18 protein-coding genes are annotated in these 22,468 nt (G+C 64.6%); 12 read left to right on the forward strand and 6 right to left on the reverse strand.

The genetic code is table 11. The annotated features are described in order from the left end of the window. Positions 1-19 precede the first annotated feature (19 nt). From HV796_RS06635 to HV796_RS06655, 5 genes are all read left to right on the forward strand, one after another. Positions 20-940, forward strand: coding sequence for a glycosyltransferase family 2 protein (locus tag HV796_RS06635; protein WP_175225672.1), 921 nt, complete (start codon positions 20-22; stop codon positions 938-940). 126 nt (positions 941-1,066) lie between these two features. After that, positions 1,067-2,206 carry a glycosyltransferase gene (locus HV796_RS06640; protein WP_175225673.1) on the forward strand — a complete coding sequence of 380 codons (1,140 nt, stop codon included), beginning with the start codon at positions 1,067-1,069 and terminating at the stop codon, positions 2,204-2,206. A gap of 3 nt (positions 2,207-2,209) precedes the next feature. After that, positions 2,210-3,676, forward strand: coding sequence for a glucose-6-phosphate isomerase (locus HV796_RS06645; RefSeq protein ID WP_175225674.1), 1,467 nt, complete (start codon positions 2,210-2,212; stop codon positions 3,674-3,676). After that, positions 3,673-4,896: a glycosyltransferase family 4 protein gene (locus HV796_RS06650; protein WP_175225675.1), complete on the forward strand. Its 1,224-nt coding sequence runs from the start codon at positions 3,673-3,675 to the stop codon at positions 4,894-4,896. Before HV796_RS06645 ends, HV796_RS06650 begins: the two co-directional genes overlap by 4 nt. 115 nt (positions 4,897-5,011) lie before the next feature. Then, on the forward strand, positions 5,012-6,184 hold the full coding sequence (locus HV796_RS06655; protein ID WP_175225676.1) for a glycosyltransferase family 4 protein: 1,173 nt from the start codon (positions 5,012-5,014) through the stop codon (positions 6,182-6,184). Positions 6,185-6,247: 63 nt separating this feature from the next. Here the strand turns inward: HV796_RS06655 and gmd are convergent, their stop codons facing one another. After that, positions 6,248-7,291: a GDP-mannose 4,6-dehydratase gene (gene gmd, locus HV796_RS06660; RefSeq protein ID WP_175225677.1), complete on the reverse strand. Its 1,044-nt coding sequence runs from the start codon at positions 7,289-7,291 to the stop codon at positions 6,248-6,250. A gap of 55 nt (positions 7,292-7,346) precedes the next feature. Next, complete coding sequence (locus HV796_RS06665) at positions 7,347-8,078, reverse strand: SGNH/GDSL hydrolase family protein (RefSeq protein ID WP_175225678.1); 732 nt, start codon at positions 8,076-8,078, stop codon at positions 7,347-7,349. Positions 8,079-8,381: 303 nt separating this feature from the next. Here HV796_RS06665 and HV796_RS06670 point away from each other — a divergent pair, with 303 nt between their 5' ends. The 4 genes from HV796_RS06670 (at position 8,382) to HV796_RS06685 (ending at position 15,201) form a co-directional block, all read left to right on the forward strand. After that, positions 8,382-8,540, forward strand: coding sequence for a hypothetical protein (locus HV796_RS06670; RefSeq protein ID WP_175225679.1), 159 nt, complete (start codon positions 8,382-8,384; stop codon positions 8,538-8,540). A 211-nt stretch (positions 8,541-8,751) separates the two neighbouring features. After that, complete coding sequence (locus HV796_RS06675; protein WP_377693473.1) at positions 8,752-10,977, forward strand: NHL repeat-containing protein; 2,226 nt, start codon at positions 8,752-8,754, stop codon at positions 10,975-10,977. 211 nt (positions 10,978-11,188) lie between these two features. Then, the gene (locus tag HV796_RS06680) at positions 11,189-12,667 is read left to right on the forward strand and encodes an oligosaccharide flippase family protein (protein ID WP_175225681.1); all 1,479 of its coding nucleotides are present in this window, start codon (positions 11,189-11,191) and stop codon (positions 12,665-12,667) included. Further along, a complete protein-coding gene (locus HV796_RS06685) occupies positions 12,664-15,201 on the forward strand; it encodes a glycosyltransferase family 4 protein (protein WP_175225682.1) in 2,538 nt (845 codons plus the stop codon). The genes HV796_RS06680 and HV796_RS06685 overlap by 4 nt, the downstream gene beginning before the upstream one ends. Positions 15,202-15,353: 152 nt before the next feature. Here the strand turns inward: HV796_RS06685 and HV796_RS06690 are convergent, their stop codons facing one another. Beyond that, positions 15,354-16,565 carry an acyltransferase family protein gene (locus HV796_RS06690; protein WP_175225683.1) on the reverse strand — a complete coding sequence of 404 codons (1,212 nt, stop codon included), beginning with the start codon at positions 16,563-16,565 and terminating at the stop codon, positions 15,354-15,356. Positions 16,566-16,918: 353 nt separating this feature from the next. Further along, positions 16,919-17,167: a hypothetical protein gene (locus HV796_RS06695; protein ID WP_175225684.1), complete on the reverse strand. Its 249-nt coding sequence runs from the start codon at positions 17,165-17,167 to the stop codon at positions 16,919-16,921. A gap of 127 nt (positions 17,168-17,294) precedes the next feature. Between HV796_RS06695 and galU the strand changes: the two genes are divergently transcribed. Then, complete coding sequence (gene galU, locus HV796_RS06700; RefSeq protein ID WP_175225685.1) at positions 17,295-18,188, forward strand: UTP--glucose-1-phosphate uridylyltransferase GalU; 894 nt, start codon at positions 17,295-17,297, stop codon at positions 18,186-18,188. Positions 18,189-18,474: 286 nt separating this feature from the next. Here the strand turns inward: galU and HV796_RS06705 are convergent, their stop codons facing one another. Next, on the reverse strand, positions 18,475-19,620 hold the full coding sequence (locus tag HV796_RS06705) for a glycosyltransferase family 4 protein (protein ID WP_175225686.1): 1,146 nt from the start codon (positions 19,618-19,620) through the stop codon (positions 18,475-18,477). A 302-nt stretch (positions 19,621-19,922) separates the two neighbouring features. Between HV796_RS06705 and HV796_RS06710 the strand changes: the two genes are divergently transcribed. Further along, positions 19,923-20,876: a glycosyltransferase family 2 protein gene (locus tag HV796_RS06710; protein WP_175225687.1), complete on the forward strand. Its 954-nt coding sequence runs from the start codon at positions 19,923-19,925 to the stop codon at positions 20,874-20,876. Between the two features lie 105 nt (positions 20,877-20,981). On the opposite strand, the gene HV796_RS06715 is transcribed toward HV796_RS06710, so the two are convergent. Continuing rightward, on the reverse strand, positions 20,982-21,641 hold the full coding sequence (locus HV796_RS06715) for a phosphoribosyltransferase (protein WP_175225688.1): 660 nt from the start codon (positions 21,639-21,641) through the stop codon (positions 20,982-20,984). Between the two features lie 546 nt (positions 21,642-22,187). On the opposite strand from HV796_RS06715, the gene HV796_RS06720 reads away from it, so the two are divergent. Further along, positions 22,188-22,454, forward strand: coding sequence for a DUF6723 family protein (locus HV796_RS06720; RefSeq protein ID WP_246355721.1), 267 nt, complete (start codon positions 22,188-22,190; stop codon positions 22,452-22,454). Positions 22,455-22,468: the final 14 nt, after the last annotated feature.

Consider the following 22,468-nt stretch of genomic DNA (forward strand, 5'->3'; position numbering starts at 1 on the left):
GCCTGTAGGGAGTGCCTCGATGAAAATAACGGTACTGGTTCCGACCTTTCGTCGTCCGGACGATCTGACGCGCTGCCTTGCCGCGCTCGAGCGGCAGCGGCGCACACCGGACGAAGTCGTGGTGGTCGCGCGTCCCGACGACGAGCTGACTCACGCGTGCCTGCGCGCGCATCTAGCCGCGCGCCGCCTGCCGCTAACCATTGCGCCGGTCGATCTGCCGGGGCAGGTGGCTGCGCTCAATCGCGGCCTCGATGCGGCGAGCGGCGACGTGATCGCGATCACCGATGACGACGCGGCGCCGCACGCCGACTGGGTCCAGCGCATCGAAGCGCATTTCGCCGCGGACCCGCAACTGGGAGCGCTCGGCGGGCGCGACTGGGTGCATCAGAAGGGCGGCGTGCTGAGCGGCTCGCGGGAGCGGGTCGGCAAGCTGACGCCGTCGGGCAAGATGATCGGCAACCATCATCTCGGCGTCGGCGGCGCGCGCGAGGTGGACATGCTGAAAGGCGCGAACATGAGCTACCGGCGCGCGGCGGTGCGCACCCTGCGTTTCGACACGCGGCTGCGCGGTGCGGGCGCCCAGGTGCACAACGACATGGCGTTCAGCATGAGCGTGAAGAAGGCGGGCTGGAAGCTCGTCTACGACCCGCGCGTCGCGGTCGATCATTTCCCCGCCGAGCGTCACGACGATGACCGCCGCGACGCACAGTCGCTGACCGCGGCACGCAACGCCGCGTACAACCTGCATCTGATCCTGCGCGCGCATTTGCCGCCGCTGCGCCGCGAGACCGCGTGGTGGTGGTACGCGATGGTCGGCACGCGCGTGTATCCGGGTTTCGCGCATGCGGTGCTCGCGGTCGTGTCGCGCAAGCGTGCGCAGCTTTCACGCTGGAAAGCGGTGCGCACCGGCGCGCGCGAAGCACGCCGCGCGCTGTTGTGAAGCGGCGGCGCCGCTTCGTGTTTTGCATTGCGTTTTCGCATCACGTTTTCGTCGTACTGCCTTGTGCCGATGATCACGATGCCCCGCGCGATGTGCCATTGACCTCGCAGACCGGAGTGCCCCTGCATGAGCATCAACGTCAACGTCCATCTGTTTTACGGCGCGGACCCGCGCACCTATCGCAAGGGCGACAACATCGGCTGTCTGTACGGCTATCACCACGCGCAGTCCGACGAGTTTCATCTGACGTACTCGGAGGACGCCCGCGAAAGCAGGCCGGTGAAGCTCGTGCGCCGCGCATTGAAGGCACTGATCGGCTTCGACATGATTCACACCTGGCGCAATCGCGAGCAGATTCTGCGCTCGGACGTCATCTGGACCCACACGGAACAGGAACATCTGGCGGTCGCGCTGCTGCTGTTGCTGCATGACTACCGGTTTCGTGACCGCGTGCGGCCGCTGCTGCTCGCGCAAAGCATCTGGCTGTTCGACAAATGGTCCGACTACGGGGTGCTGCGGCGCTGGCTGTACCGCAAGCTGATCGCGCGCGCGGACGTGCTGACCACGCACTCGACCCTGAACGCGGCGCTCTGCCAGCGCTACTTGCAGCGCGATGCGATCAAGGTGTGCTACGGCCTGAATACCGGCGACTTCCCGGTGCGCCAGCCGGATGCCTGGGAGCCGCATACGCCGCTGCGCATCGCGGCGATCGGCAACGACCGCGACCGCGACTGGCGCACGCTGATCGAAGCGTTCGGCAACGACGCGCGTTTCGAGGTGCGGCTCGCGACGCGGCGGCGCGTGCCAGTGTCGTTGCGCGCGCCGAACGTCGAGATCGCGTCGGCGTCGGGCATCGAGAAGCAGCGCCAGCTGTATGAGTGGGCCGATCTGATGGTCGTGCCGCTGCGGCCCAACTCGCACGCCTCCGGTCTCACGGTGACGCTCGAGGCCGCGGCGGTCGGCAAGCCGATGGTGGTGTCCGACGTCGGCGGCCTGACGGAATACTTTTCGGCCAGCGCGGCAAGCTATGTGCCGCCGTTCGACCCGCAGGCGCTGCGCGAGGCGGCCGAGCGTCTGGTCGCGGCGCCGGACGACGCGCTGCGCCAGGCGCGCGCCGCGGCGGCCGAACTGCTGTCGCGTGATTTCACGACACGACACTTCGCGCTGCAGCACGTGCGGATTACGCGCGACCTGCTACAGCGCCGCGGGCGTGAGTCGGAGCGCGGCATGCCCGCGGACGGCGTCGGCCACCGCGGAGGGGCGTAGGCGATGGCGTCGCTTCTGCACGCGGGCGCGACGAGCGCGCGCGGACTGGTCAGCGGGGACAAAACCGAGTGGATGCCGCCGGCGCTGCTGTGGCTGATCACGGCGGTGCTGATCCTCGGCCACCAGGGCACGGCGCTGACCTACGGTTTTCCGCTGCTCTCGGTGCTGGTCGGCGCGTGGCTGTACTTCAGGAGTCCGGCGCGTTACGTCGGCTTCGTGTGGTGGCTGTGGTTCCTGAGCCCGGAGGTGCGGCGTCTCGCCGACTGGTCGAAGGGCTCGTACACGCCGACCAGCCTGATCCAGATCGCGCCGCTCGCGGTCACGATGCTGTGCGGCTTCTCGCTGGTGCGCTTCTACCCGATCCTCGCGCAGCGGCGCGGCCTGCCGGTGCTGCTGATCCTGTTCGGACTCGCGTATGGGCTGCTGATCGGCATCGTGTCGTCCGGGCCGCTCGCCGCGCTGTACGACCTCGCGAACTGGCTGTATCCGATCCTGATCGGCTTTCACATCATGGTGAACACGCGCGACTACCCGGCGTTTCGCGAAACGATCATCAACACGTTCATCTGGGGCATGCTGGCGATGGGGCTGTACGGCGTCGTGCAGTTCTTCATCATGCCGGCGTGGGATGTGCTGTGGATGGTCGGCGCGCAGATGAGCTCGCAAGGCGACCCGGTGCCGCAGGGCGTGCGCGTGTTCAGCACGATGAATTCGTCGGGGCCGTTCGCGCTGGCGATGCTGGGCTCGATGGTGTTCGTGCTCGCCGCGCAGCACAAGGTGCGCTGGATTGCCGGCGGGTTCGGCTTCATTTCGTTTGCGTTGAGTCTCGTGCGTTCGACGTGGGGCGGATGGGTGATCGCGCTGATCATGCTGCTCGTCAAATCGAACAACAAGGTGCGCTTTCGCATTATCGCGAGCGGCGTGCTGCTGGTCGGACTGTGCGTGCCGCTGCTCGCGATCGGACCGGTGGCCGACCGCATGCAGACGCGTCTGCAGACCCTCACGAACCTCAACGACGACCAGAGCTATCAGGCCCGCAACCAGTTCTACGCAAGCTTTGCGAAGACTGCATTTACCGACGTGGCCGGCGAAGGCATGGGCGCAACCGGCACGTCGACCAAGCTGTCGAGCGGCAACGAAGGCCAGCTCGGCCAGTACGGCAACTTCGACAGCGGCGTGATGAACGTCCCGTTCGTGCTCGGCTGGCCCGGCACCCTGCTTTATCTGCTGGGTATCGGCTGGCTCGTGATGCGCGCGGTATTCGCTTCGTTCAAGCTTGGCGACGACAAGTTCGTCGCGTCATGCCTGTCACTCGCGCTCGCGATTCTCGCGATGATCGTGTTCACGAACACGCTCGTCGGCACAGGCGGCGCACTGCTTTTCATGAGTCTGTTTTCGATCCTCTCCGCGGCGCACTACGAAAAACAGCGCCGCCGCTCGAAGGTCGTCTTCCACGGAGAATCTGATTGAGAGTCGCGATTGTCACGCACGTCGTGCGCCATAACGACGGACAGGGCCGCGTCAACCACGAGATCGCGCGCGCCGCGCTCGCCGAGGGCATTGCGGTTACGCTGGTGGCGTCCCAGGTGGCGCCGGAGCTGCTCGAGCATCCGCTGGTGCGCTGGGTGCCGATGAAAATCGGCCGATGGTGGCCGACCAATCTGTTGCGCCAGCAAGTGTTCGCGATCCGGAGCGCGCTGTGGCTGCGCGCGCATCGCGGCGAATTCGACGTGCTGCATGTGAATGGCTTTATCACATGGGCGTCCGCCGACGTCAACACCGCGCACTTCGTGCATAGCGGCTGGTTTGCGAGCCGGTACTATCCGTTCGCCATGACCAAGGGGCTGTGGTCCGGCTATCAGTACGTGTACACGCGCCTGAACGCGCTGCTCGAGCGCTGGGCATACCGGCGCTCACGCGTGATCACCGCGGTATCGCAGAAGGTCGCGGCCGAGATTCGCGCGATCGGCCTGACGCCGCGCAACCGCCTCGACGTGATTTACAACGGCGTCGATACGCGCGGCTTCGCCGCGGCGAGCGGCGATCGCGCGAAGTTCAAGCTGCCGCCGGACGCGTTCCTGCTGCTGTTCGTCGGCGACCTGCGCACACCGCGCAAAAATCTCGGCACCGTGCTGCGTGCGCTCAAGCACCTGCCGCATCAGGTGCAGATCGCGGTCGCGGGTGATCTGCGGGGCAGCCCGTACCCGGAAGAGGCGCGTGCGCTCGGCATTGCCGATCGCGTGCATTTTCTCGGGCTGGTGAAGGAAATGCCGGTGCTGATGCATTCGGCCGACGTGTTCGTCTTTCCGTCGCGCTACGAGGCGATGAGCCTCGTGCTGCTCGAAGCGATGGCGGCAGGGCTGCCGATCGTCACCGCGCGCACCGCGGGCGGCGCCGAGATCATCACGCCTGAATGCGGCGTCGTGCTCGACGACCCGGACGATCCGCGCGCGCTGGCCGAGGTGGTCGGGCGTCTCGCCGGAAACGACGGGATGCGGCGGGCGATGGGGGCGGCGGCCGGCGAACTCGCGACCGGTTTCGGCTGGGCGCGCATGGCTGCGCAGTACATCGCGCTGTACCGGCAGATCGCCGGGCTGTGCGGGGACCGCAACCGCAACGCGGCGAGCGATGCCGATGCGGTCACGGCGAATTTGCTGAGCACGCCGCCGCGCGGCGCCGACGGCGCATGAAGCACACGACGATCTCCACACGCAACCGCCGCGCGGCGGCCTCGCGCTGTGCGCCGGGAACCGCCCGGCGCCAGCCGATGCAAGCCGGCGCGGCTTCACACCAACAGGAATGACCATGACAAGCTCCACACCGTCGATCAAATCGCTGCAGATCGGCATGCACTGGTTTCCCGAGCGCGCGGGCGGTCTCGACCGCATGTACTACTCGCTGATCGGCGCGCTGCCGGGCGCGGGGGTGGCCGTGCGCGGCGTGGTGGCCGGTTCGCCGCAAGTCGCCGCCGACACGAACGGCGCAATCCACGGTTTCGGCCCGGCCGCGCAATCGCTGCCGCTGCGCCTGATGGCCGCGCGCCGCGCGCTGCGCCGCGAAATTCAGACGCAGCGGCCCGACGTGATCTCGTCGCATTTCGCGCTCTATACCTTTCCGGGCCTCGACGTTACGCGCGGCATTCCGCAGGTGTCGCATTTCCAGGGGCCGTGGGCCGACGAGAGTCACGTCGAAGGCGCCGACTCGTTCGGTCAGCGTGCGAAGCGCTACCTTGAACAGACGGTCTACGCGCGTTCGTCGCGACTGATCGTTCTATCCGACGCATTCGGCAAGATCCTGACGTCGCGCTACGGGATTCCGCCGGAGCGCATCCGTGTCGTGCCGGGCTGCGTCAATGTCGACCAGTTCGATCTGCCAATGACACAAAACGACGCGCGTCGGAAGCTGCAATTACCGCTTGGCCGGCCGCTCGTGCTCGCGGTGCGGCGTCTGGTGCGCCGCATGGGCCTCGAGGACCTGATCGACGCGGTGAAGATCGTCAAGCGCCGCAATCCGGAAGTGCTGCTGCTGATCGCCGGCAAGGGGCATCTGGAAAGCGAATTGCAAACGCGTATCGACGAAGCGGATCTCGCCGACAACGTGAAGCTGCTCGGCTTCGTGCCCGACCAGCATCTGGCGACGCTGTACCGCGCGGCGACTATCAGCGTCGTGCCGACGGTTGCGCTCGAGGGCTTCGGTCTCATCACCGTCGAATCGCTCGCGTCCGGCACGCCGGTGCTGGTGACGCCGGTGGGCGGCCTGCCGGAAGCGGTCGCCGGGCTGTCGCAGGATCTGGTGCTGCCGTCGACGGGCGCGGATGCGATCGCGGACGGCCTTGCCCACGCGCTCGACGGTTCGCTGAAGCTGCCGGATGCGCACGCATGCCGCGCGTACGCACGCGCGCACTTCGACAATCCGGTGATCGCAAGGCGCGTGGCGGCCGTGTATGGCGAGGCGATTGCGACCGGCCCCTTGCATTGAACGGCCGAACGGCCGGATGGCGGCGCCCGCTCGCGGGCGCCGCGGGTCAGCGTGTACCGTGCGTCAGAACGTTTCGTGAATCTGGTTGCGTGCGATATCCGCGCCGACCATCATCTGGCACAACTGCTCGAGCGACGTCTGCGGCTCCCAGCCCAGCTTCGCCTTCGCTTTGTCCGCGCAGCCGATCAGCAGATCGACCTCGGCCGGCCGGTAGAACTTCGGGTTGATGCGCACCAGGATGCGTCCGGTCGCGATGTCGATGCCGGTCTCGCCCTGGCCCTTGCCCGACCATTCGAGCTGAACGCCGGCGGCCGCGAAGGCCATCTTCACGAAGTCGCGCACGGTCTCGGTGCGGTTGGTCGCGAGCACGAACGTGTCGGGCTCGTCGGCTTGCAGCATCCGGTACATCCCGTCGACGTACTCGAGTGCGAAGCCCCAGTCGCGCTTCGCGTCGAGATTGCCGAGCTCGAGCACGTCCGCCTTGCCGAGGTGGATTTTCGCCACCGTGTCGGTGATCTTGCGCGTGACGAATTCGCGGCCGCGCAGCGGCGACTCGTGATTGAACAGAATGCCGCTGGTCGCGAAGATGCCGTACGACTCGCGATAGTTGATCGTGCTCCAGTGCGCGAACAGCTTCGCGACACCATACGGGCTGCGCGGATAGAACGGCGTGCTCTCGCGCTGCGGCACGGCCTGCACCATGCCGAACATTTCGGAGGTCGACGCTTGGTAAAAGCGCATCTTCGGGTTCACGATGCGGATGCCTTCGAGCAGATTCAGCGCGCCGACGCCGGTCACTTGCGCGGTGGTGGCCGGCTGGTCGAATGACACGCCGACGAAGCTTTGCGCGGCGAGGTTGTACAGCTCGTCGGCCTGCGTCGATTCGAGCAGGCGCAGTGTCGAGCCGAGATCGGTCAGGTCGTGCTCGACGAGTTGCAGATTCGGATGGTCGAGCACGCCGAGCTCCTCCATGCGCCAGAAGTTCACGGAGCTGGTGCGGCGGTAGGTGCCGGTCACCTGGTAGCCCTTGCCGAGCAGGAGCCTCGTCAGGTAGGCGCCGTCCTGGCCGGATACACCGGTAATGATGGCTTTGCGTTGGGTTGTCATCGGTTGCCTTTCTGGTTGCCTGAAAACCGGGTATGCATGAGCGCCGCGTGCGCGCTCACGACGCTTGCTCGAGCAGTTGCCGTACGAGCGGATCGAGCACGTCGAATGCTTCGCGTGCCTTGAGCCGGTACAGCTCGGGTTTGGGATGTTCGCCGTCGGACATCATCGCGCGCCAGTTGGGCAGGCCCTTGATATACGCGTACTGGTCGACCAGCGGCACCTGCTGCTGCGCGGCCACGCGGCGCGTCACGTCGACTAGCACGGCAAGCTTCGCATCGAGCGCGCGATCGGGCAGCGGGTTCGACGTTTCGAGCACCGGCAGCTTGCCGGCCGCGCGCGCCGCCTGCACGAGGTCCGTTTCCGCGCGATAGAACTGGTCGGGCGTCTGGTTGAACACCGCGTCGTTGATGCCATAGTTGAACATCACGATTTGCGCATGCGACTGCGCGACGCGCGTTTTCCATGGCGCGCAGCGAGGGCGGCACACGCCGTCGCGCAACTGATACGCCATCGCGCCGGGCACGCCGAGATTGGTCACGCTCACCCGTTCGCCGAGGTCCGCGCGCAACGCGTCCTGCAGCCACGTGACGGCGTTTTGTGCGCGCGGCGCGCAATGGCCGTTGGTGCATGAGATGCCGCGTGTCGTCGAGTCGCCGTAGGCCTCGATCAAGACTTCGCCGGCGGATGCGGCGCTCGCGCGCGGCGCGCTGCCGGCGATCACGCAGGCGACGAGCGCCGCGCCCAGCAGAACGCCGGCCGCGGCGCGCAGGGCGAGTGCGCGCGTCATCGCGGCGGTTCCTCCGGGTTGCGTGGTAAGGACAATGAAATGGCGGTCATCGTGTGGTCGTCGAGCACATGCTATCGAAAGGCTTGCAGCCGAGGCCAAACCGGCCACTCATTCTAGAAAGAGAAAATGGCTTAAAAAAATGGAAGGAAAACGATTAACGATCGTCACTGCGAATTGATCGATGCGTGTGCGCAACAGTGCCGATATATCGCGCGGCGGGCCATTTGACGTGCGATTTCCATGGGTCGGTAAGATATACGGACAGATCGGGCGGATGCGGAAAATAGGGATAACGAAATTCGCGTGATTCGCACTTATACCCGGGAATTCAATATTCTTTACGCCGTGCTTTGGCGTTTATTTCGGGCTGGCGGCGCGCTGAATTATTTTGAATTTTTTGGATTTTTTTTCCGGCGAGCCTTTCCGTTTAACCTCAATTACGACGGTCGCACCGGGACGTGATGCGCAAATGTGGTGTAAGCGGCGCGCGGCTCTTCTTGCAGCCCGATGCACGCTCATGCGGCCTCGCGGCTTCGACAGCAGCCACAAGCACAGCCTTAGGCGCCGTCGCGGTTTCACCGCTGGTTTCAGCGCTTCCAATGCGCCAACGTTCACTCATGCTACCCGGCGCGGCGCTGAAAAACCCTCGCCGAGGTCGACTGGAGAAGTGCTTTTGATCCGATCCCTGTTTGCCGGTGCGCTCTGTGCGTGTGTGTCGTTCATCACGATTGCGGGCGCCGCAGCGCAAACACCGTCGGGTGGTACGCCGTTGAACGCGCAGACCTCGTGGATCGGCAACACCTTCGGCTTCGGCGACGGCAAATGGACGCAGATCAACATCACCGCGATCGCGGTCGCGCCGGATGGCAAGGTCTATACAGACGCGCCGTGGGACGAGAGCGGCGCTGAATCGGGCGTCTATCAGGACGGCAAGATGCTCGGCTACGCAAACGGCACCCATGGCTGGGGCAATGGCGGCGGCAACGCGGTGGCGATTAACCATCGTTATGCGTTTATCGCGGTGTCGGTGTGGACCGAAAAGGATCACCTGGTCGGCAAAGGCATCTGGCCGGAGAAGGGGCATAAGTGGTACGGCGTCACGCGGCGCGCGCTGGACGACCCGCAACGCACGGCGCCGTTCCAGCCGGTCGCGAACGCGGCGGATCCACGCGCGCGGCTGGCGGCAAGCTTGCTGATCGTGAGCGATGTGCCGGCCAGTAGCCACAACGAAGTCACGGGTCTCGCCGCGAGCGATTCAGTGCTCTACGTGGCGACCGCGGCGCTCGATCGCGTCGATGTTTACGATGCTGAATCGATGCAGCGCAAAGGCTCGTTCAACGCGCACCAGCCCGGTCATCTCGCGCTCGCACCGGACGGCTCGCTCTGGGTGCTGACCGATACGCTCAGCGGCAAAGCGCAGCTCGTGCACTACTCGGCGAGTGGCCAGAAGCTCGACGACACCTTGCCTCTGCCGCCGGACAGCGTGCCGGCGGACGTCAGCGTCGACGCGCAAGGGCGCGTGCTGATCGCGGACAACGGACCGCGCCAGCAGGTGCTGTTCTTCAGCAAGCAGAACGGCCGCTATGCGGCATCCGGCACGCTCGGCGAGCGCGGCGGCATTTTCGCGGGCGTGGCCGGGCGGCCCGGTCCGCAGCGCTTCAACGGATTGACCGGCGTCGGCGTCGATGCGCGCGGCAATATCTATGTGTCGACCAACGGTATCGGCCCGACTTTCGCGCCGCCCGGCACCGGCTTCGGCGCCGCGCTCGGCGCGGGTCTCGGCGCGACGCTCGAAAGCTATACGCCGGACGGCAAACGGCGCTGGCTCGTCGAGGGGCTGCTGTTTGTCGATGGCGCATGGATCGACCCGGCGCGACCGAACAGCGTCTATACCGGCAACAAGCGCTTCGAACTCGATCTGTCGAAGCCGGCTGGGCAGCAGTGGACCTACGTCGGCTTCCTGTCGAACCGCTTCAAATACCCGGAGGATCCGGTCTTTCACGTCGACCAGTGGCCGGGCATGCCGATCGCGCGGCAGGTAAAAGGACATACGTTCCTGTACCTGACCGACATGTACGCGGATCACCTGAAAATCTACCGCTTCGATGCGGCACGCGATGGCGAGACGGCGATTCCATCCGGTTATATCGCCGGGCGCGCGCTGCGCGACCCGAGCGCGATTCCCAACGCGCCGGCGGGCGGCGACTGGATCTGGCGCGATGCGAACGGCGACGGCCGCTTCGACGCCGACGAATTCACCCGCAATACGACCGGCAAGCGGCTGATCGGCGGCTGGGGCTGGTGGGTCGATACCGGCGGCGACATCTGGCATACGGTCAGTTCGAAGGGCATCTATCGCTTCCGCGTCGGCGGCCTCGACAAGCAGGGCAACCCGATCTATGCGTACGACGACATGCAGACGTATCCGGTGCCGGCGCCGTTCAATGACGCGCACCGCGCGGTCTACGACGCGTCGACCGATTCGCTGTATGTGACGGGCTACACGGATGACGCACCGTCTCAGCCCCAGCAATGGAAGGAAGTCGGCCGCGTGCTGGTGCGCTACGACAAGTGGTCGAGCGGCAAGCCCGAGGCGCGCTACACGATCAAGCTGCCGTGGGACACGAATGCGAAGCCGATCCTGACGATTATCGGCTTGACCGTCGAAGGGAACTACATCTTCGCGGTCGAGCCCTCAGGCGTCGTGCATGTGCTGGACAAGGACCGCGGCAACGAGATCGGCGTGATCCGGCCCGGGCCGGAAGTGGGCCGCGCATCGGGCTGGATCGATGTCGCGAACGGCATCAGCGCGGCGCGGCGCAGCGACGGCGAGTATCTGATTTTTGTTGAGGAAGATGCGCGCGGCAAGGTGATGATGTACCGCTGGAAACCGGCGTGAGCGTGCGTTGCGGATCGCCATTCGCGTGCCGTGGTCGGGCCGATTTTTTTCGCACTGCACAAAGCGCGCAGCGGCGATTTTTTACGTGCGACGATGGGTGTGCTCATCTGCACGACTCATCCGGCACGGATTGCGCGGAGCCGGCCGCGCTTGTGACGTTTTCACGGCGCCTGCGCGGCGCGCGCCGAACGACTTGACGCGAAGGTAACGGATGGACAAAGGCATCCTGAAGAACGTAGGGATCAATTTCATCGGGCTCATCTTGCCCACGTTCATCTCCCTCGTCACCGTGCCGTCGTATATCAAGGCGCTCGGCGTGGAGCGGTACGGCGTGGTGGCGCTCGTGTGGGTGCTGATCGGCTACTTCGGCTTTCTCGATCTCGGCATGAGCATGGCCGCGCAGAATCAGATCTCGAAGGCGCGCGCGTCCGAGGATAAGGAAGCGTGCACACGGGTGTTCTGGAGCGCCACATGGCTCAATCTGGCGACCGGTGTGGCCGGTGGGCTTGTGATCTATTTCGGCACTTTCCTGTACACGTCGTACTTCTCGGGCGTGTCGCCGGCCTTGCAGCACGAGGTGGTTCACGCATTGCCGTGGCTCGCGATGGCGATTCCGATTGCGAATGTGTCATGGGTGTTTGCCGGCGCGATTAGCGGTGCGGAAAAGTTCGGCAGCTACAACACGAACCAGACGATCGGCACCTTTCTGTTCCAGTTGCTGCCGCTCTTTGCCGCGTGGTGGATCGGTCCGACCCTGCCGAACGTGCTGGCGGCCGCGGTGGCCGCGCGCACGATCGCTGCGCTGATGCTGGCCCGTTCGGCGCTGAAGGTGCTCGATATCCGCACGATCCTGCCGCCGCGGTTCGGCGTCGCCAAGGGACTGTTCAGCTTCGGTGGCTGGATGTTCGTCTCCTCCACGATGCAACTGATCGGCGATTCGGCCGACCGCGTGCTGGTCGGCTCCGCGCTCGGCGCGCGGTTCGTCACGTATTACTCGGTGCCGCAGAACCTCGTCTGGCGCCTGGGTATCCTGCCGAGCGCGATGATGCGCACGCTCTTTCCGCGCTTTTCCGCGTTGAAACGCGAGAGTGCGGACCTGGTGATGCGCCAGTCGCTCGAGTTTCTGAACGGCGTGTTCACGCCGATCATGCTGACCGCGATGCTGGTGCTCGGTCCGTTCCTGCATCTGTGGGTCGGCCCTGAAGTCGCGAGCGCGGGTACGCCGGTCGGGCGCATTCTGATCATCTTCGTGTGGCTGACGGGACAGTCGAATCTCGCGCGCATCCTGATCCAGGCGCAAGCGCAGCCGGCGCTCGCCGCGCGCGTGAGCCTGATCGAAACGCCGTTGTTCGCGGCGGTGATCTGGGGCGCGGTGCATTACTTCGGGCTGACCGGCGCGGCGGTCGCGGTGGTCGCGCGCGGCCTGTTCGACTACTTCGTGCTGCTCTGGCTGTCGCGCATTCACGCGCGGCAGATTGTGCTCGACATGTCCGCGCATCTGGCCTTCCTCGTCGCGACGCTATGGCTGTCGACGATTGCGACGACCCTTCCACAGGTGGCCGTGGCGGTCGTGCTGGTGGTCGGCGCGAACGTCGCCTGGTCGCTGACGATGACGCCGGCACTGCGCGAGCTGGCACGCGCAGTGCTCGGCAGGCTTGCGAGACTGTATTCAGGGAAAGGCGCCTCATGAATCACGACATCGCAGAAGACACGTTGCTGTCACCCGCACCGGGCACACTTGCGTCATCCACTGCGTCGAGCCCGCCGGCCGGCGGGCTCGCGCTCGACGTGCCGTCGATGGTGACGCCGCGCCGCGCGAAGCCGCGCGCGGCGCATGGCGCGCAGACGGTGCGCGTGGCCATCGTGCACGACTGGCTCGTCACGTACGCGGGCGCGGAGCGTGTGCTCGAGCAGATCATCGCGTGCTTTCCAGACGCGGACCTGTTTGCGCTGGTCGATTTTCTCGACGACCGCAGCTTCATTCGCGGCAAGCCGGTGAAGACCACGTTCATCCAGAAGCTGCCGAAAGCGAAAACGAAGTACCGCTCGTATTTGCCGCTGATGCCGCTGGCGATCGAGCAGTTCGACCTGTCCGCGTACGACGTCGTGATTTCGAGCAGTCACGCGGTCGCCAAGGGCGTGCTGACCGGTCCGGACCAGGTGCACGTGAGCTATGTGCATTCGCCGATCCGCTATGCGTGGGACTTGCAGCATCAATACCTGACCGAATCGAAGCTGACGCGCGGGCCGAAATCCGCGCTGGCGCGCGTGATCCTGCATTACATCCGCAACTGGGACGTGCGCACGTCGAATTCGGTCGACTCGTTCGTCTCGAACTCGGCCTTCATTGCGCGGCGTATCAGGAAGGTCTATCAGCGCGATGCGAACGTGATCAACCCGCCGGTCGATGTCGAAGCGTTCGCGCTGCAGGAGCAGAAGGAAGACTTCTATCTGACCGCCTCGCGGATGGTGCCGTACAAGAAGATCGACCTGATCGTTGAAGCGTTCGCGAAAATGCCCGGGCGGCGCCTGGTCGTGATCGGCGACGGGCCCGAGATGGAGAAAATCCGCGCGAAGGCGGCGCCGAATGTGGAGATCATGGGCTATCAACCGTTCGCGGTGTTGCGCGACCGGATGCGCCGCGCGAAGGCGTTCGTGTTCGCCGCCGAAGAGGACTTCGGCATTTCGGTGGTCGAAGCGCAGGCGTGCGGCACGCCGGTGATTGCGTACGGCAAGGGCGGCGCGCTCGAAACGGTGCGCGACCTGTCGGACTCGCGGCCGACGGGCATTTTCTTCGGCGAGCAGACGGTCGATGCGCTGATCGCGGCAGTCGACAACTTTGCCGCGCAGCCCGGCCGCTTCGTCGCCGCGGATTGCCGCGCGAATGCCGAGCGTTTTTCGGCGGCGCTGTTTCGCGAGCGCTTTTTCGCGCACGTGTGCGCAATGGTGCCGGCGCTGCAAGGGGCGACGTTGCCGCCGTACGATCCGCCGCACCAAGGCGCGGCAGTGAATCCGGGTTCGTCGCTGCGCGTGCTCGCGGTGGACCAGAGCGGCGTGCTCGGTGGCGCGGAGTTGTCGCTGCTCGAAATCGTCAAGGCGCTGCGTGCACGGATGGACGTGGTGCTGTTCGACGACGGACCATTTCGCGTGGCGCTTGATCTAGCGGACGTGCCGGTTACAGTGCTTGATGCGGGCGCGACACGTGACATGCGCAAACAGGGCAGCGCGCCACCGCTTGGCCGCGCGCTGAAAAGCGTGGGGTCGCTGGTGCGCGCGACCGCTGCGCGGGCGCGCAACAACGATGTGATCTACGCGAATACGCAGCGCGCGATGGTGATCGGCGTGCTGGCCGGCAAGCTCGCGCGCAAGCCGGTGGTCTGGCATTTGCGCGATATCGTGAGCGCCGAGCATTTCGGCCGCCGGCAGTTGCAGGTGATCAAATGGTGCGCGCGTTTCGGGCTGGCCCATGTGATCGCGAACTCGGGCGCTTCGGCGCGTGCGTTCACCGAGCTGACGAAGTTTGACGACGCGAGGGTCGACGTGGTGTTCAACGGCATTTCGAGCGCGCCGTTCGATGCGCTGCGCGACACGCCTCAAAGCGCGCTGCGCGCGCGGCTGAATCTGCCGGGCGACGCGTTCCTGGTCGGTTCGTTCAGTCGTCTTGCGCGCTGGAAGGGGCAGCATCTGCTGCTCGAAGCGGCCGTGCTGAATCCGCGGATGCATGCGGTGCTGGTCGGCTCGGCGCTGTTCGGCGAGGACGCATACGAGGCGGAGCTGCGTTCGTTCGTCGCACAGCACGGCTTGACTGAACGCGTGCATTTTCTCGGCTTTCAGCACGATATCGCGGCCTGCATGGGCGCGATGGACGTGGTCGCGCATACGTCGATCACGCCGGAGCCGTTCGGGCGTGTGATCGTCGAAGCGATGCTGGCGCGGCGGCCGGTGGTCGCGGCGCGCGCGGGCGGCGTGACCGAGATTGTCCGCCACGGCGAGAACGGCATGCTCTGCGAGCCGGGCGACGCGCATGCGCTCGCCGATACGCTCGCCGAATTAAACGCGAACCGGACGCTGCGCGATCAGCTCGTGGTGCGCGGATACCAGACGGCCACCGAAACGTTCGGCACCGCCGCGTATGTCGAGGGGGTCGAACGGATTCTGAAGCGGGTGGGAACGGGTGGGGCAGGAAAGGCGCTAGAAGCGAAGGCGGTTAGAAGCGCGGGTTGAAACGGTTGGGGCCGGTTGGATTGGACAGGCCGGCTGCGTAAAAACGCGGGAGTGGGTGTGTCGCCTGTGCGGATCGTCGCGCACGTGGCCATCAACGCTTCATGCGCGTCAACCCGTCGCGCGCGCAGGGTACGGTCGACGTGCCGCCGCACTCAAGCCACACGCGCGGCCGGTCCCTCAGCCCGCGCGCGCGACTTCGGCTTGAAGCTGGCCGACCACTTCATCGCGGGCAGTTCGACGAGCCGGTAGAACACATATGCCGCCGCAATCGCGATGCACATGTAGCCGAACGACGGCCAGATCGACAACTGCAGCGCGGACCGGTAGAACAGCGACGACAGCAGCACGAAGATCGGCAGGTGAATCAGGTATAGCGAGAAGCTGAAGTCGCCGAAACGGGATAGCAGCCGCATCGGCGCCGACTCGACCGGGCGGTTGCGCTTGAGTGCCTGGTGCAGGTAGCACGCGAAGCCGAGCGCCCACAGCTGGAACGCGAGGAACTGGCCGGCGTAAAAGGCGCCGCAGCCCGCCAGCGTGAACAGCGCCGCGAGCCCGTACCAGACGAGCGACGAGCGGGGCCGCCGCGCGCCTGTCGCGCCCGCCTGCGCTTCGGCGATCCATGCGCCGAGCGTCCACGAGAACCAGTAGGACGGGAAGAACTGGATGTCGTGCCGCTCGAGCACGAGCGCCGAGGCGAGATTGATCAGCGCGACCGCAATGAGGATCGTATTCATGCCGAAGCGGCGCCGCAGCGCGAACAGCAGCGGATAGACCGCGTAGAACTGCACTTCGAGCGACAGCGTCCACAGCGCGCCGTTCGACCCATACGTATAGCCTGCGACGCCTTGCAGCGAGAACAGGTTGACGAGGAACGGCACGAGGCCGATATCGCGCACCTTATGGCTGACGGGCAGCAGATGCAGGCTGATCGAATCGAGCGCAAGCGTGAGCAGCAGGGCGGCGAGCAGCACCGGATAGATGCGCGCGAAGCGGCGCATCCAGAAATTGCCCGCGTCGAGCCGATAGTTCGGGTCGCGCGCGAGCCGGAATGCCGCGCCGCGATGGATGCAGTAACCGCTGATCACAAAAAACATCGGCACACCCGCGGAACCCCACGCGACCGGAAACGTCGCATAGGCAACCAGCGAGTTCAAGCTGAACGATGTGCCCACCGTGTGGTGAAAGCTTTGCATGCCTACCCATACCACCTGGCGGCAATGGAAGTAAGCAACCAGCAAGGCGGCAAAGCCGCGCATCGCGTCGATGACATGTTCCTTGCCGGCGCTCGCCGCATGCGCGTCGCTGGCAGGCGACGCGGAGAAGGACAGCGATGTCGTGGCGGCGTTCAGAACGGTGTCGCTCATGCGGCCCTCGTAAAACGGCATGCCGGCGTGATCGCACGACAGGTAAATGAAAGCAGTATGCGCATACCCGCGTGCGCGGCGGGGCGAGTTCGTATGCTAATGCACCAAGGTTGAAATAAAAGGGATAAAAAATGCTCGGGAAAAGCGCCACGGAATGGTGCAAGTCGGGCCGTCACACAAGTGTCAAAAATTAAATATTTCGGGTAAATACCATTCGCGTTTTCCATTAGTTTTATTGTGCTAAATTGATCTGCAGCAAATTCTTGACGAGGGGGTTGGCAATGAGTGTGCATCTGCTTGCTGGCGTAGTCGTCCTGTTGGTGCTGGTTGCGGTGTCGGCGTACCGCGAGGCTTTACGAAACGAGCCGCTCGGCCGTTTCCGGATCAATCCCGGAAAGCTGCCGCAAATGGACGAAACCGAAGAGTCCGCGCTTCAATAATTTCCGATAGGCCGCCGGCATCCAGCAATATTTACATAATTGCTGGATGCCGGCGGTTGTGTATCCGGTAAGGAAATGGCATTCACGTGCTATACGAATGGCTCCGGTAAAACTGTGAAGGCCACTCGGCGAAATTAGCGGTTCTTTAATCGGAAATTTCATTATTTTTCCGCTAGTCTTTTTGCACACGCAGATTCGCCGATCAAAGGACGTGCCTTTGGAGCCCCGAGGGGAGTCGCCTTGGGGATCGGCGGTTGTAGATATCATCAACCGAGTGGGAATGCATACCATGCTGAAAGTCACCAAAGCCGTGTTTCCCGTGGCGGGTCTCGGCACGCGCTTCTTGCCTGCCACCAAGGCGAGTCCAAAAGAGATGCTGCCAATCGTCGATAAGCCGCTGATTCAATACGCGGTTGAAGAGGCCATCGAAGCCGGCATCACCGAAATGATCTTTGTCACGGGCCGCAGTAAGCGGGCGATTGAAGATCACTTCGACAAGTCGTATGAGATCGAGGCCGAGCTGGAAGCGCGCGGCAAGGAAAAGCTGCTCGAACTGGTGCGCGGCATCAAACCGGCGAACGTCGACTGCTTTTACGTGCGTCAGGCGGAAGCCTTGGGCCTCGGTCACGCGGTGCTGTGCGCGGAAAAGCTGGTCGGCGACAGCCCGTTTGCGGTGATTCTCGCGGACGACCTGCTGCATAGCGAGAAGCCTGTGATGAAGCAGCTGGTCAATGTATTCAACCACTATCACAGCTCGGTGGTCGGCGTCGAAACGATCGCGCGCGAAGACAGCCGTTCGTACGGCGTGGTCGAAGGACGCGAGTGGGAAGAAGACGTGATCAAACTGTCGGGCATCGTCGAAAAGCCGGCGCCGGAAGTCGCGCCGTCGAACCTTGGCGTCGTGGGCCGCTACGTGTTGATGCCGACCATCTTCCGGCATATCCGCGCGCTAAAGCCGGGCGCGGGCGGTGAACTGCAACTGACCGATGCGCTCGAATCGCTGCTGACCGAAGAGCAGGTGCTTGCGTATCGCTACTTCGGTACGCGTTTTGATTGCGGCAGCAAGCTCGGTTACCTGAAGGCAACCGTCGAATTCGCGCTGCGCCATCCGGAGGTGCGCGCGGAGTTCGAAGACTATCTGCAAAGCTTTCTGCCCGCGCATCTCACGGCCGCGGCCGCGTGAGCGATTGCCGATGGCGACGCTGCTGTTGCTTCGCACTCATCTGGCCGTGCTCGGCCGGGTGAGTCACCGGGTCGCACGCGGCCGGCGCCGCAAGGCGCGCATGCGTGTCGCGCACGCGCGGCGGCGAGCGTCGTTTAGATAATCTGACGGCGCCGGCGACATCGTGCCGTTGATTCGACGCGCCAGTTTGAACGCTCGCGACTGAAACAGCCTGGGTCGTATCGGCATCGGGTGCCGGCCTGCGGGCCGGCCGCGCCCGATACCGATACATGCATAGGCAGGCCGGTCAGGACTCTACGAGAACACGTTGCGCGTCGTTGTGCGTTGCGCCTACGGCACGAAACGTATCAAACACCCGGCTCGTATTGGTTCTCGCGTTGAATTCCCGCATGGCCTTTTCGTAGCTTGCGATGCGCATTCGCGCGCGCAGCGCGGGGTCGTCGATCAACGCGCCCAGATATTGACGCAAGGCCTGGCGGTCGCCCGGTGCGATCAGGAAACCGTTGACGTCATGGTCGATCATTTCCGGAATGCCGCCGACCTGGCTGCCGATCAGCGCAAGTCCGGACGCGGCGGCCTCCTGGAAGACCAGGCCCAACGCTTCGGCGCGGCTCGTCATCACGAAGACCTCGGACTCCTGATACAACCGGTGCCACTCCGGCGTATAAGCCGCGACGCCCCGATGGACGAATACCGATTCGCCCGAAGGCACAGAGGAATCGTTTGTCATCAGATGAAGCTCGGCTTTATGTGCAAAGTGTTCGGCAAATACGGCGATCAGATCGTCGCCGCCTTTCCGATAAAACTCGTTACCGACGAACAGAATTTTCGGCTTGTTCGCGGGTAGGAATTGCGGCTGATGGAAGGCTTCCTTCAATACGCCGGGCGTGATGACCGACAGCCGTTCGGGCGCCACGCCAAACTCACGGATAACGGAGTCGCGGGCCCACTGCGAAAAAGCGATGATATGCGCCGCTTGCTCGAATACGTTGCGCTCCATCAGTACGTTCGGGCGATACGTCCACTCGGGACCGGAATTGTGCTCGCGCATCAGCTGGAACGCCGTCATGTCGATCGTGATGACGGTCGGAATGGACTTCATCAGGCTCACGCTTCCGAATGCCGCGGTTTGCGTATGGAAGTGCAGCACGTCGTAGTTCTTTGCGTGGGTCTTTTTTCGCGCGAGCAGGTAGCTCATATTCCCGGTGGCCCACTCGGCTCGCGCGCGTCTGAAGTCCAGGTTTCGCCGGTTCAGCCTGGGTATGCGGAACTCGGCAAGCTTGCGCACCACTTTCGTCAATGCCGAGCGCTCGTCGTCGACCCAATAGGAGTCGACGTGAAGATCCGTTTCATGGCCCGAATTATCGCGAATCAGTTTCGCGTATGTCTTATGACCGACGGATCGCATCTGAATAGACAATACTTCAGTCATGACCGTATCCATATAAAGTTCGCTGGCAATCCAATGGGTCGATGGGCTGATGGGCCAATGCGTCAGTGGCCCATGATGGCCAATGCGTTGCGCTCGCGGAAGCGCCGCGCCGGCCGGCGCGGCGGCAATGTCAGACCAGCATGAATTATGAAAGAAAGAAAACCGCCGATAAAGAAAATAAATAAAATATTCGCGCTCTGATTGACGTTTTTGCGGGTGTCGAATCATACTCGGGCATCATTGATCCATAAAGCAAGAACGCAGGAAGCCTGACAATGCCGACTCCGCACACGGATCCCGTCATGACTGCACCAGTGAAGGTCTCGATTTGCCTGCCGACTTACCAGCGGCCCGATCTGATCGGGCAATCGCTCGACTCATGTCTCGCGCAAACGCATACGAACATCGAGGTGCTGATCGGCGACGACTCCACAGACGATCGCACGCGGTCGCTGATCGAAGCGCGCTACGCGGCCGATCCGCGCGTCCGCTATGTCAAAAACACACCTTCGCTCGGTCAGGCGCGCAATGTCGAGAGCCTCTTCGCGCGCGCGACCGGCGACAGGATTCTGCTGATCCACGACGACGACTTCCTTGTCGGGAACGCGGTCGAACGGATGCTTTCGGCCTGGCCTGCGCATCCGGACGTTCAGGTCGCGTTCGGCGACCAGTACGTGACCGATTCGCGTGGCACCGTGCTTCCCGCCGCAAGCGAGCATCTGAATCGCGCCTATCACCGCACACGCGACGTGGCCGGACTGCAAAAGCAGCCGGGGCGAACCGGGCTGGTCCAGATGTTCCCGAATAACGGCTGGATGGCCGATGCGGATCTCGTCAAGCGCATCGGCTACCGGGAGCAGAACGGCGTCGCCTGCGATTACGTGTTCGGCACCGAGATTTGCCTCGCGGCGAAAGGCGTGTACTACCTGAACGAGTACGTGTCGTACAACCGCCAGACCGAGGTGTCGATCACGACGTCGACGCGCGCGTCGACGAGCGCTTCGACGCTCGTGGCCTACAACTTCCTCCGGGCGCTTGAGCTGCCGCCGCAGCTCGAACCGGCGCGCCGGCTTGCGTTGCGGCGCATGGTTCCGATCGTCGTGTCGATTTACGCGCGAAATCATGCGCCGCTCGAGAGCCTCAAGCTCGCGCTTTCGCATCTGTCCGCGTACAACTATGGCTTCAGCCGGCGGCTCTATTTCCACCTGCTGATCATGGCGAAGTCGTTGCTGACGGCACGCACAAGCGCGCTGTGAGTAACGGCGCGGCGTTCAGCGCTTACCCGGCGAAGCGCCGTATCGCACTGCAACCCGGCCGGGCGTGCGGCCGATGCTGGACAGCCGTGTCATTGAAACCACACGTTATATCGTGCCGCGCGGGCCGGCCTGCGCGAGCAGCGCGCGCACGTCGTCATCGGTGGTCTCGCTGAAGTCGGCGTAAAACTGGCCGACCGCATGGAAGTTCGCCGGCGTCAGTGCGCAGACGAATTCGTCGACGTCTTCTTCGAGCGTTTTTGCCGCGCCGGGCGGCGCGACCGGCAGCGCGGCGACGATTTTCGCGGGCTGGCGTGTGCGCAACGCGCGCACCGCCGCCTTCATCGACGCGCCGGTGGCCACGCCGTCGTCGACGACGATCGCGATACGGCGTTCGATTTCAACCGGCGCCCGATGCTGCGCGTGGTACGACTGTTCGCGCCGCTCGAGTTCGGCGCGCTCGCTCGCGAGAACGCGATCGAATGCGGCCTGCGGCAGGCCGATCTCGCGGACCAGTTCGTCGTCGATATAGAGCGCGCCGCCCGAGGCGATCGCGCCCATCGCAAGTTCCGGCTGCCACGGCACGCCGAGCTTGCGGACCACCAGCACGTCGAGCGGCGCGCCGAGCATGCGCGCGACCTCGAACCCGACCGGCACGCCACCGCGCGGCAGCGCGAGTACGACGACATCGCTGCGATGCGCATACGCGCCAAGCAGGCTGGCCAGCGCGCGGCCGGCCTCGGCGCGATCGGTAAAGGCACGCTCCATGATGTGGGCTCCCGTCGCTGGGAAGACCACCAGTGTGCCATGCGCGCGCGCGAATGGCGCGTTGCCGGCAGTGGTGCGAACCCCGCTTCGAATCCCCGCTTCGAATCCCCGCTTCGAATCCCCGCTTCGAATCCCCGCTTCGAATCCCCGCTTCGAATCCCCGCTTCGAAGGCCATTTCGAGGGCCGCTTCGAAGACGCGCGCCGCGCACTCGCACGACGGTCCCGTTGCGATCGCGCAGGCTCACCGGCGCGCCGGCCGGTCTGGCGACCCGGTGCAAACCTACGCGAGCGGTGTAATTTTTGGCGCGGCGCCTGCGCGCCGCGGCACGGCACGGCGCCGGTCCGCTTCCCGGAGGGATGGCGCCGCTCGAGTCGCAGGCATCCGGCGATCGCGCCGTGTTGTGTTGCGCATGCGTGCGCGGCCGCCGGCCGCATCGGTGCGACAGGCACATCGCTTGCGCGTTGATCGCAAAGCCCTTTCTGCCGGCAGGGGCACCGGCGTGGCGATCGAATGGATGCGGAGCGTCAATATGACGAGGCCTCGGATGATTTTTCCCAAGTCGCGCGATGCCACGACTTCACGTGCCGAATCGAAACAGGACTATGAAATCTACGCGACCTATCGCCGGACCACCGAAGGCGCATTTGTCGGTCTCCTGAAGGTCGTGCGCAAAACCGATGGGCGCCTGCTGTTTCCGTTTGCGGGCGCGCCGGATATCGGCCCGTTCGACAGCGGTCACGCGGCGCGCGAGGCCGCGCAGCGCTACGGCGAACGCGTGGTGGCCGCGGATCTGGAACATCCGGAGGCGTGAGCGGGACGACCCGC

The sequence above is a fragment of the Paraburkholderia humisilvae genome, from assembly GCF_902859855.1.
Lineage (GTDB): Bacteria > Pseudomonadota > Gammaproteobacteria > Burkholderiales > Burkholderiaceae > Paraburkholderia > Paraburkholderia humisilvae.

Coding starts and splice junctions, on each gene's coding strand:
- HV796_RS06635 (WP_175225672.1), top strand. CDS start 20: ATGAAAATAACGGTACTGGTTCCGACCTTTCGTCGTCCGGACGATCTG.
- gmd (WP_175225677.1), bottom strand. CDS start 7,291: ATGACAACCCAACGCAAAGCCATCATTACCGGTGTATCCGGCCAGGAC.
- HV796_RS06665 (WP_175225678.1), bottom strand. CDS start 8,078: ATGACGCGCGCACTCGCCCTGCGCGCCGCGGCCGGCGTTCTGCTGGGC.
- HV796_RS06645 (WP_175225674.1), top strand. CDS start 2,210: ATGGCGTCGCTTCTGCACGCGGGCGCGACGAGCGCGCGCGGACTGGTC.
- HV796_RS06720 (WP_246355721.1), top strand. CDS start 22,188: ATGATTTTTCCCAAGTCGCGCGATGCCACGACTTCACGTGCCGAATCG.
- HV796_RS06640 (WP_175225673.1), top strand. CDS start 1,067: ATGAGCATCAACGTCAACGTCCATCTGTTTTACGGCGCGGACCCGCGC.
- HV796_RS06685 (WP_175225682.1), top strand. CDS start 12,664: ATGAATCACGACATCGCAGAAGACACGTTGCTGTCACCCGCACCGGGC.
- galU (WP_175225685.1), top strand. CDS start 17,295: ATGCTGAAAGTCACCAAAGCCGTGTTTCCCGTGGCGGGTCTCGGCACG.
- HV796_RS06710 (WP_175225687.1), top strand. CDS start 19,923: ATGACTGCACCAGTGAAGGTCTCGATTTGCCTGCCGACTTACCAGCGG.
- HV796_RS06715 (WP_175225688.1), bottom strand. CDS start 21,641: ATGGAGCGTGCCTTTACCGATCGCGCCGAGGCCGGCCGCGCGCTGGCC.
- HV796_RS06695 (WP_175225684.1), bottom strand. CDS start 17,167: ATGAAATTTCCGATTAAAGAACCGCTAATTTCGCCGAGTGGCCTTCAC.
- HV796_RS06680 (WP_175225681.1), top strand. CDS start 11,189: ATGGACAAAGGCATCCTGAAGAACGTAGGGATCAATTTCATCGGGCTC.
- HV796_RS06655 (WP_175225676.1), top strand. CDS start 5,012: ATGACAAGCTCCACACCGTCGATCAAATCGCTGCAGATCGGCATGCAC.
- HV796_RS06690 (WP_175225683.1), bottom strand. CDS start 16,565: ATGAGCGACACCGTTCTGAACGCCGCCACGACATCGCTGTCCTTCTCC.
- HV796_RS06705 (WP_175225686.1), bottom strand. CDS start 19,620: ATGACTGAAGTATTGTCTATTCAGATGCGATCCGTCGGTCATAAGACA.